Here is an 8,885-nt window from a genome sequence, read left to right on the forward strand (position 1 = left end):
GGCGGAAGGCTGTCACGTTGTAACCCGCACCCGCCGACGCGATCGTGCTCGAAGTGGCGCAGCGCTCTGTTGGCTCGGTATTGAAAGAAGCAGAGCCGCTTTATACGCTCGTTCCTCTGGGTTCTCCATTGGAGGCAGAAGTCTCTGTCCAGGGGCTCGATGTCGGCCATGTCGAGGCCGGCAGTGAAGTTCGCCTGAAACTCGAGGCGTGGGCCTTCCAGAAGCACGGTACCCTGTCCGGTAAGGTTCGAACCGTCTCGGACGACACCTTCACACAGGATCCGAAGAATGGTGGGCAACAACGTCCTTATTACAAGGCACGGGTGGAATTGACCGCGACCGATCTGCGTGATGTGCCGAGCAGTTTCCGCTTGATTCCTGGCATGGCAGTGACCGCGGAGATCAAGGCCGGCGACCGCACGATCTTGTCATATTTCCTCTATCCGCTCCTGCGTGGTCTCGACGAAAGCATCCGCGAACCCTGAGTCGCGAAGCTAATGCGAACCGACGTCCGCCGGAGCGAGTGGTCACTTATGGGGCTTCATAGCACACGCATTTGACCCCTCGTTCTGACGCTGTTTACGTCGGACTGACAGGCCGAGCAGTTCTCCGGCCGATGCCCGCCAGAGGCCGCGGATTAAAGCGTCGTTCACCGCAGCCACACTATTCCCGCACACCGCCGCTCAATGAAAACCAAGCGGACGTTATTGACCTGTATACAGGAGTTCAGGTATGCCGATCGTTAACAGGAGGCGACCTGCAAATGACTTCATCCACCGAGACGGCGATGCGCCAGGAACTTGCGGCGGCTTACAGGCTAATTGCCCATTTCGGCATGGACGACCTGATCCACACTCATATTTCGGCGCGATTGCCCGAAGAGCCGAACCACCTGCTGATCAACCGTTATGGCGACCTGTTCGGGGAAGTCACCGCGGACTCGCTTGCGGTGATCGACCATCAAGGACGCCAGATGCGGGGCACGCAGGTTCCGATCAACACGGCAGGCATCGTCATCCACACGGCGGTCCATTCGGCACGGCCCGACGCTATCTGCGTCATGCACACGCACACCGCCGCGGGCGTCGCGGTCAGCTGCCTTGAAGAAGGCCTGCTGCCGCTTAACCAGACCGCCCTGCTCTTCTACGGCCGTGTCGGATATCACGCTTTCGAGGGGATCGCTCTCGACCGGGACGAGCAGCAGCGCCTCGTCGCCGATCTCGGCGACAATCGCGCCATGATCCTGCGCAACCATGGCCTGCTGACGGTTGGCCGTTCCGTCGGCGAGGCGTTTTCCCTGATGTACAACCTCGAGCAGGCGTGCCGCATCCAGCTTGCCGTGCTTGGCAGCGGCCGGCCCGTGCATCTTCCGTCCAGCAACGTGTGCGAACGCACCGCCGCGCAATATGAGGCCGATCCGGACGGCGCCGCCGAACTGGAGTGGCTGGCATTGCGTCGGCTCTCGGGCCTCGTCTTCGACGGCCGTTGACGCCGTGCGGGTCGTGCTTGCCGATCCTCTCGCTTATTCGGAGGCGTTCGATACCGCGTTGCGCTCGGCCTGTCCCGGCGTGGAATTCCGCCGCTGGACCGATTGCGCCCCGGACACCGACTACGACCTGCTGGTGACCTGGGCTTTTCCGCCGGACATGGCGAAGCTGCCTGCTTCGACGCGCGCTGTGCTCTGCCTGGGCGCCGGCACGGATCAATTGACCTCCGATCCGCGCCTGCCCGACGATATGCCTGTCGTGCGCCTGCGCGATCCCGCGCAAGCACAGCAAATTCTCGACTACGCCATGCACGCGGCATTCGCCCGCCAGCAGGACGATTTTTCCGTTCGCCGCAGCCAGCGCGCACGCAGGTGGCAGCGGGCTGTTTCCGAGATCCGCGACCGCGGCGCCTTGTCGGTCGCGGTGCTTGGCCTGGGCATGATCGGCGGCCATGTCGCGTCGGGCCTCGCGGGAGCGGGCTTCCGCGTCTCAGGCTGGTCGCGCACGCCCCGCGAACGTGTCGGCGTGACCGCCTTTCATGGCGAGGGCGGACTGGTTCCGGCCGTCACGGGGGCCGATCTCCTTGTCAACCTGCTGCCGTCCAACCAGCACACGCGCGGCATTCTCGACGGGCGGCTCTTCGGCCTGCTGGCGCCGGGTGCCTATGTGGTCAATCTGGGGCGTGGCGATCATCTCGACGAGACCGCGCTCAGGCAAGCGCTGGACAGCGGCCATGTCGCCGGCGCCTGGCTCGACGTTTTCCTCCAGGAGCCGCTGCCGGCCGATCATTGGGCCTGGGCGCATGAAAGCGTGCGCATCACACCCCATTGCGGCGGCCTGCCAACGCCCGAGGGGACCGCGGCCGCGATCGCGGAGGCGATCAAAGCGCTCGACGATCCACGAAATCCGCTGGTTTCCGGCAAACCGCTTCTTGACTCCCAAAACTCCTGAATGCCAGTATACAGATATGCTAAAGCTGAACGCGCCAATCCTGACCGAGCAGAACGAGCGACGGAACACGATTTCGGCCAAGGCCTATCAGGAACTGCGCGAGGCGATCATCACCGCGCGTGTCCTGCCGGGCGCGAGCCTTGCCGAGACTGACGTCGCGCAGGCGATGGGCATCAGCCGCACACCGGTGCGCGAGGCCTTCACCCGGCTCTTCGACGAGGGGTTGATCGAGATTTCGCCGCAAACCGGCACCCGCGTCTCGCTTATCGACATGACCCGGGTCCGCGAGGCCGTGTTCATCCGCTCGACCCTGGAAAGCGCGGTCATCGCCAACAGCGGCGTCCATCCGGATCCCGGCACGCTCGACGAAATCGAGCTGTCGTTGCGGGCACAGGAACGGCTGGTCGACAGCGACGACATGGGCGCCCTGCATCGCGCCGACATGGCCTTCCACTCGGGCCTGACGGCTGCCTTCGCGCATCCCCGCGCCTGGGCTGCCTGCCAGCATATATCGGCGGACATGATGCGCGTTCAGTTCCTGATCGGCATGAAGCCGGATCACATCCGTTCGATCATCGCGGAGCATCGCGCGATCCTCGATGAAGTCCGTGCCGGCAAGACTGGCGAGGCCGCGCGCCTCATGGCCGCGCACATTCGCAATGTCGACTTCGACCAGGCCACCCTCAAGCGCGAGCATCAGGAGTTCTTCCGTGCGGGAGACGTTCTGTGATCGCTCCCGTCCCTGCCCTCGCCTTGTCAGGTCCGGAGCCGGCGGCCCCTTTTTTTTGGGCGGTCTACGAAACCGGTTTACCAGCCAAGTTCAACATCATCCTGCCGGGAGCGTTGAAGCGTTTGTCGGATCGATTGAAGATCACCATCCGTGATGTCGCGCGGGCAGCGGGCGTCTCGGTAACCTCCGTGTCGCGCCATCTCAACGGCCGCATCAGCCTGCCCGACTCGACAGCGCTGAAGATCGAGCAGGCGGCTGCGCGCCTCGGTTATCGTCCCAACGCCATTGCCCGGCGGCTGACGCGCGGCAGCAGCGAGACGCTCGGCCTGATAACCTCGGACATCGCCTATCCGCTGTTTGCCGCCATCGCCTCCGCATCCGAAGCGGAGGCGGCGCGGCACGGCTACAACCTGCTGATGCTCAACAGCCGCAACCTGGTGGATCATGAGCTCGCCTTCCTGGCGCGTATCGAGGACCACCAGGTGGACGGCATCCTGCTTCTCACCAACCATTCGGACGACGGCCGGCTGGTCAAATGCATCAACCGGACCGGCGGCGTGGTCCTGCTCGACGAGGATGTGCCGGGCGCCCGGGCGCCGCGCCTGTTTGCCAGGAACGCCGACGGCGCCCGCATGGCAACCAGCCACCTGATCGAGAAGGGCCATCGCCGCATTGGCGCGATCGCCGGCCCGCATGGCCTGCTCAGCACGACCGAGCGGCTCTCCGGCTATGCCGAGGCGCTGGAAGCGGCGGGCATGGCGGTCGACAACCGGCTGGTGGTCCATTGCGACTATGATGAAAACCAGGCTGTCGGCGCTTTCAAGGAGCTGTTCGGCCAGCCGGATCCGCCGACCGCCGTCTTCACCTGCGGCGACATGCTGGCGCTTGGCGCCATGCGCGCGGCGCGCGGCATGGGCCTGCGCATTCCCGAGGATGTCTCGCTCATCGGCTTCGACGACATCAGCAATGCCGACCTTCTTTCGCCGGCGCTGACGACGGTGCGGCAGTCTCCGGCCGAATTCGGCCGGCGCGGCGTCGCCATGCTGCTGGACCTCATCACAGGCAGAAAAACAGAAGCGGTCACCGAACGCATCGGCGTCGAACTCGTCGTCCGTGCATCGGTCGCGCCGCCATCAGGCCGCCGGCTACGGCGGTCTGCAAGCAATACCGGTTCCGAGCCGCCAACCGGCGGCTTGGCGCCGGCCCGGGAGGAAGTCACCGAAAACTAGGACTCCAGACGGACATAAAAAGGGGAACAGCCATGTCCAGCAACCGCTTTGGTCAAGACGCAGCCTTAATAGCAATCGAGAAGTTCAAATCCGGTCGGATCGACCGTCGCTCCTTCATTACCGCCATGGCCGGCCTCGGCCTCGCTGTCGCGATGCGGCCCGGCGCGGCATCGGCGGAAGCCAATGAGATCGTCGTCTGCAATTGGGGCGGCGCCGCGCTCGACGCCTTCCAGAAGGCCTATGGCGAGCCCTTCACCAAGAAGTCGAGCATACCAGTCGTGATCGACGGCGCCGGCCCGGAGACGGGCGCGATCCGCGCAATGGTCGATTCCAAGAATGTGACCTGGGACGCCACCGACGGCGGCATGACCGACGCGCTCGTGCTCGGCAAGGGTGGCTATGTCGAACCGATCGACTACTCGATCGTCGACAAGAGCCTGGTCGGCGACGGCCTCGCCGCCGAATTCGGCATCTGCAACTACACCTATTCCAACGTGCTCGCCTACGATTCCAAGAAGCTCTCGACCGCGCCAGCCAGTTGGGCCGACTTCTTCGATCTCGAGAAATTCCCAGGCAAGCGCACGATGTGCAAATGGATCCAGGGTCAGCTCGAGGCGGTGCTGCTCGCCGACGGCGTCAAGGCCGAGGATATCTACCCGCTCGACGTCGACCGCGCCTTCAAGAAGCTGGAGCCGCTTCTGCCGAACCTGATCTTCTGGGAGTCGGGTGCGCAGAGCCAGCAGCTCTTCCGCGACGGCGAGGTGGTGATGGGCAACATCTGGCACACCCGCGCCAACCTGCTGCGCAAGGAGAACCCCCAGTTCACCTGGACCTGGAACAACAATCTGATGTTTGCCAGCGCATGGTCCGTGCCGAAGGGCAACCCCGCCGGCAAGAAGGTGTTCGACTTCATCAACTCGTCGATGGAGCCGGAAGGCCAGATCACCCTGCTGCGCATCATGGGGAACGGCCCGTCCAATCCCAAGGCGCTCGCTCTCATGACCGAGGACGACAAGGCGGTCTATTCGCTGGCGCCGGAGAACGCCAAGACAGGCTTGAAGATCTCGGCCGCGTATTACGCCGACAACGAAGCCGCGCTGCAGAACAAGTTCCTCGATTTCATCTCTCGCTGATCAGGGACGGCCACCGGCTTCCAGGCCGGTGGCCGGATAGCCGCCATGTCGTCTTTCCAGCGTTGGGCCTTCGGCCTGACGGTGCCGGCCGCGCTATTGACGATCTGTCTCTACGTGGTCCCCATCCTTCAGGTGCTGGCGCTCTCATTCACCGAGCCGACCTTCGGCTTCGGCAATTATGTCGAGATGTTCGGCAGCGCCGCGATCGGGCGGGTGGTGCGCACCACGATGATCGTCTCGGCGGTGACGACGGTGCTGACGATCGTCGTGAGCTATGTGGTCGCCTTCGCGCTGGTCCACATGCGGCCGGCCGCGCGCCGCGTCGCGCTGTTCATGGTCATGGTGCCGTTCTGGGTCTCGGTGCTGGTGCGCGCCTTTGCCTGGATCACCATCCTGCGCCGCAACGGTGTGCTCAATTCGGCGCTGGTCGGCAGCGGCGCGATCGCCGAGCCGCTGGAACTCGTCTACAATCAGTTCGGCGTGATCGTCGGCATGGTCCACTACATGATGCCGTTCGCGATCCTGCTGCTCTACGCCAACCTTTCCGAAATCGACCCCCGCATCATCCAGGCGGCGCGGTCGCTTGGGGCGAGGCCCGTCACTATCTTCACCCGCGTCTGGCTGCCGCTCAGCCTGCCCGGCCTTGCGATCGCCAGCCTGTTCATCGTCATCTTCTCGCTCGGCTTCCTGGTGACGCCGGCCATCCTCGGCGCCGGTCGCGTGCTCATGGTCGGCGAATACATCTCGGTGCAGATCTCCTCGACCTTGCGCTGGGGGGTGGCGACTGCCCTCTCCACGACGCTGCTGCTTGTCGTCGGGCTGCTGGTCGCGGTCGCCGCGCGCAGTCCCGCGCTTCGCGCCGCCTTCGAAGGCGGACGCCGATGAGCCCGCGTTTGCGTCGCATAGGCGAGCGCTGGCTGCCCTGGACCTTGGCATGGCTGCTGCTTGCCTTCCTCTTCGTGCCCGTCCTGGTGGTCGTGCCGGTGGCGCTGACGGCGAAGGACTATTTGTCGTTGCCGACCAGTGGCATCTCATTCCAGCACTTTGCCTCGCTTGCGGACTGGCGCGCCGGCTGGCTGCCGAGCATCCTGACCAGCCTGGGCATAGCGCTCGCCTCCAGCATCGCCGCAACCGGCGTGTCGGCGGCCTTCGCCATCGGCGCCTGGGTCTATGCCGGGCGATGGCCCTCGACCCTGCGCATCATTCTGCTCTCGCCGCTTATCGTGCCGCCGATCATCTATGCTGTCGGCATGGTGCGGCTGTGGTCGAAGCTGTCGCTGCTCGACAGCTGGCTCGGCGTCACCATCGTTCATGCCATCCTGGCGATGCCGCTTGCCGTTCTGGCGATCGGCGCCTCGCTGTCGAACCTCGATCCACGCCTCGTCCAGGCCGCGCGATCGCTGGGCGCCCGCCCGCCCACCGTCTTTGGCAGGGTGATCCTGCCCAATATCCTGCCGGGCACGATCGCCGGCGCCATCCTGGCCTTCATCGTCTCCTGGGACGAGATCACGGTGACGCTCTTCATCACCAGCCGTCGGCTGGTGACGCTGCCGCGCAAGATATGGACAAGCATCGCCGACGCCGTCGACCCGGCGCTGGCCGCCATCGCCACCGTCATGCTCGTCGTCACCATCATCTGCCTGTTGCTGCGCTTGACCGTATGGGAGCGTCTTGCGCAGCGCCGGTCGTGAACCCCTCATCCAGTCCACAAGTTCAGAAAGGAAATCAAGGACATGTCAGCACACACCGCCGCAATGAGCGAACACGAATATCGCGAGGCGAAGTTCTTCCAGACATTCGGATCGGTGCCGACGCCGGCTTTCCACGATCCGGAGGAGCAGACGCGCGTCTGGGGACGCCCATGGGGCTGCACCAACGATGTCGGCAAGCTGCGCGCGGTGCTGATGCATCGCCCGGGCGAGGAGATCAACGTCGTCGACAAGAACAAGCCGATGCCTGAGATCGGCGGCTTCGGCGATCCGGAGAAGGGTTGGTACTTCATGGGTAAGACGCCGCCAGATCTCGCCGCCATGCAGGCGGCCCATGACGCGTTCACCGCGCTGCTTCGCTCGGAAGGCGTCGATGTGATCCTCACCGAGAAGGCAGCGCCCGGCGCGCTCAAGTCGACCTTCTGCCGCGACAGCGTCATCGGCGTCAAAGGCGGCGCCATCGTCACCCGCCTTGCCCGGCGCGCTCGCCGCGGCGAGGAACTGATGGTCACCCAGGCCCTGGCAAGGGCCGGCTGCCCGATCCTGGGAACGTTGCATGGCGAAGCGGTGTTCGAGGGTGGCGGCTTCGCGCTGATCGACGAAAAGACGGCGGTCTGCTCGCTCTCCGTCGCCTGCAACGAGGAAGGCATCCGCCAGGTCGAGATGATCCTGAACAGCCTCGGCGTCGAGCTGATCAAGGTGCCGATGCCGGGCTATCGAATCCACATCGACGGCAGCTTCATGATGATCGATCACGAGACCGCCATCATCAACATCAACGAGCTCCCTTACTTCTTCATCGACCGCCTCAAAAAGCGCGGCATGAATCTGATCGAGCTGCCGCCCGAGGATAATGCCTTCTCGTTGAACTGCCTGGCCATCGCGCCCGGCAGGGTCGTCATGCATGCCACCCGTACTCCCCGGCTCGCCGAGCGGCTGGACAAGGCCGACATCACCATCTTGACGCTCGACTATGAATGCATCGAACTGAACGGCGGCGGCATCCATTGCTCGACAGGGCCGCTCGCCCGGGACCCGAACTGAATGGCTTTCCTCGACATCCGCACGCTTCGCAAGGCCTACGGATCGGCAATCGCGCTCGACGGCGTCGACCTGTCGATCAACGAGGGCGAATTCGTGACCTTGCTCGGCCCATCCGGCTCGGGCAAGACGACCCTGCTGATGTCGATCGCCGGTTTTACCAGGCCGGACTCCGGAACGATCCTGCTCGACGGCGCCGACATCACCGGCGTCGATCCCGAGGACCGCAACTTCGGCCTGGTTTTCCAGGGTTATGCGCTGTTTCCCCATCTGTCGGTGGCAAACAACATCGCCTTCCCCTTGCGCGTGCGCAAATGGGACAACGCGCGCATCGCCGCGCGCGTTGACGAAGTCATGAAGCTGGTCGGCCTCGACCAGCTCGCCGCACGCAAGCCGCGCGAACTGTCCGGAGGCCAGCAGCAGCGCGTGGCCATCGGCCGCGCGCTTGCTTTCGGACCGAAGATCCTGCTGCTCGACGAGCCTCTCTCGGCGCTCGATCGCAAGCTGCGCGACGCCATGCAGCGTGAGTTGAAGCGTCTCCACCAGGAAACCGGCGTCACGTTCGTTTTCGTCACGCACGACCAGGAAGAGGCCTACGCCATGTC

General features: G+C 64.5%; 9 protein-coding genes and 1 pseudogene. All 10 read left to right on the forward strand.

Annotated features, from left to right (window positions below; translation table 11 throughout):
- Positions 1–38: 38 nt before the first annotated feature.
- A pseudogene (locus EOA27_RS11140) lies at positions 39–485 on the forward strand (HlyD family efflux transporter periplasmic adaptor subunit); the annotation flags it as partial.
- A gap of 278 nt (positions 486–763) precedes the next feature.
- On the forward strand, positions 764–1,489 hold the full coding sequence (locus EOA27_RS11145) for a class II aldolase/adducin family protein (RefSeq protein WP_126082682.1): 726 nt from the start codon (positions 764–766) through the stop codon (positions 1,487–1,489).
- A gap of 13 nt (positions 1,490–1,502) precedes the next feature.
- Complete coding sequence (locus tag EOA27_RS11150; RefSeq protein WP_189343129.1) at positions 1,503–2,438, forward strand: NAD(P)-dependent oxidoreductase; 936 nt, start codon at positions 1,503–1,505, stop codon at positions 2,436–2,438.
- A 16-nt stretch (positions 2,439–2,454) separates the two neighbouring features.
- On the forward strand, positions 2,455–3,168 hold the full coding sequence (locus tag EOA27_RS11155) for a GntR family transcriptional regulator (protein ID WP_189343128.1): 714 nt from the start codon (positions 2,455–2,457) through the stop codon (positions 3,166–3,168).
- Positions 3,165–4,397, forward strand: coding sequence for a LacI family DNA-binding transcriptional regulator (locus tag EOA27_RS11160; RefSeq protein ID WP_126082679.1), 1,233 nt, complete (start codon positions 3,165–3,167; stop codon positions 4,395–4,397). Before EOA27_RS11155 ends, EOA27_RS11160 begins: the two co-directional genes overlap by 4 nt.
- Positions 4,398–4,429: 32 nt before the next feature.
- The gene (locus EOA27_RS11165; RefSeq protein ID WP_127256160.1) at positions 4,430–5,530 is read left to right on the forward strand and encodes an ABC transporter substrate-binding protein; all 1,101 of its coding nucleotides are present in this window, start codon (positions 4,430–4,432) and stop codon (positions 5,528–5,530) included.
- 45 nt (positions 5,531–5,575) lie between these two features.
- Positions 5,576–6,415 (forward strand): ABC transporter permease, encoded by an 840-nt coding sequence (locus EOA27_RS11170; RefSeq protein WP_127256163.1) that lies wholly within the window; start codon positions 5,576–5,578, stop codon positions 6,413–6,415.
- Positions 6,412–7,221 carry an ABC transporter permease gene (locus tag EOA27_RS11175; protein WP_126082676.1) on the forward strand — a complete coding sequence of 270 codons (810 nt, stop codon included), beginning with the start codon at positions 6,412–6,414 and terminating at the stop codon, positions 7,219–7,221. The genes EOA27_RS11170 and EOA27_RS11175 overlap by 4 nt, the downstream gene beginning before the upstream one ends.
- Positions 7,222–7,263: 42 nt before the next feature.
- Positions 7,264–8,283: an arginine deiminase family protein gene (locus tag EOA27_RS11180; protein ID WP_126082675.1), complete on the forward strand. Its 1,020-nt coding sequence runs from the start codon at positions 7,264–7,266 to the stop codon at positions 8,281–8,283.
- The coding region (locus EOA27_RS11185) for an ABC transporter ATP-binding protein (protein WP_145970320.1) at positions 8,284–8,885 on the forward strand (602 nt) is incomplete at its 3' end.

Origin of the sequence: Mesorhizobium sp. M2A.F.Ca.ET.037.01.1.1 (assembly GCF_003998075.1) — a bacterium.
Taxonomy (GTDB): Bacteria; Pseudomonadota; Alphaproteobacteria; order Rhizobiales; family Rhizobiaceae; genus Mesorhizobium.

Coding starts and splice junctions, on each gene's coding strand:
- EOA27_RS11145 (WP_126082682.1), top strand. CDS start 764: ATGACTTCATCCACCGAGACGGCGATGCGCCAGGAACTTGCGGCGGCT.
- EOA27_RS11155 (WP_189343128.1), top strand. CDS start 2,455: ATGCTAAAGCTGAACGCGCCAATCCTGACCGAGCAGAACGAGCGACGG.
- EOA27_RS11165 (WP_127256160.1), top strand. CDS start 4,430: ATGTCCAGCAACCGCTTTGGTCAAGACGCAGCCTTAATAGCAATCGAG.
- EOA27_RS11170 (WP_127256163.1), top strand. CDS start 5,576: ATGTCGTCTTTCCAGCGTTGGGCCTTCGGCCTGACGGTGCCGGCCGCG.
- EOA27_RS11175 (WP_126082676.1), top strand. CDS start 6,412: ATGAGCCCGCGTTTGCGTCGCATAGGCGAGCGCTGGCTGCCCTGGACC.
- EOA27_RS11180 (WP_126082675.1), top strand. CDS start 7,264: ATGTCAGCACACACCGCCGCAATGAGCGAACACGAATATCGCGAGGCG.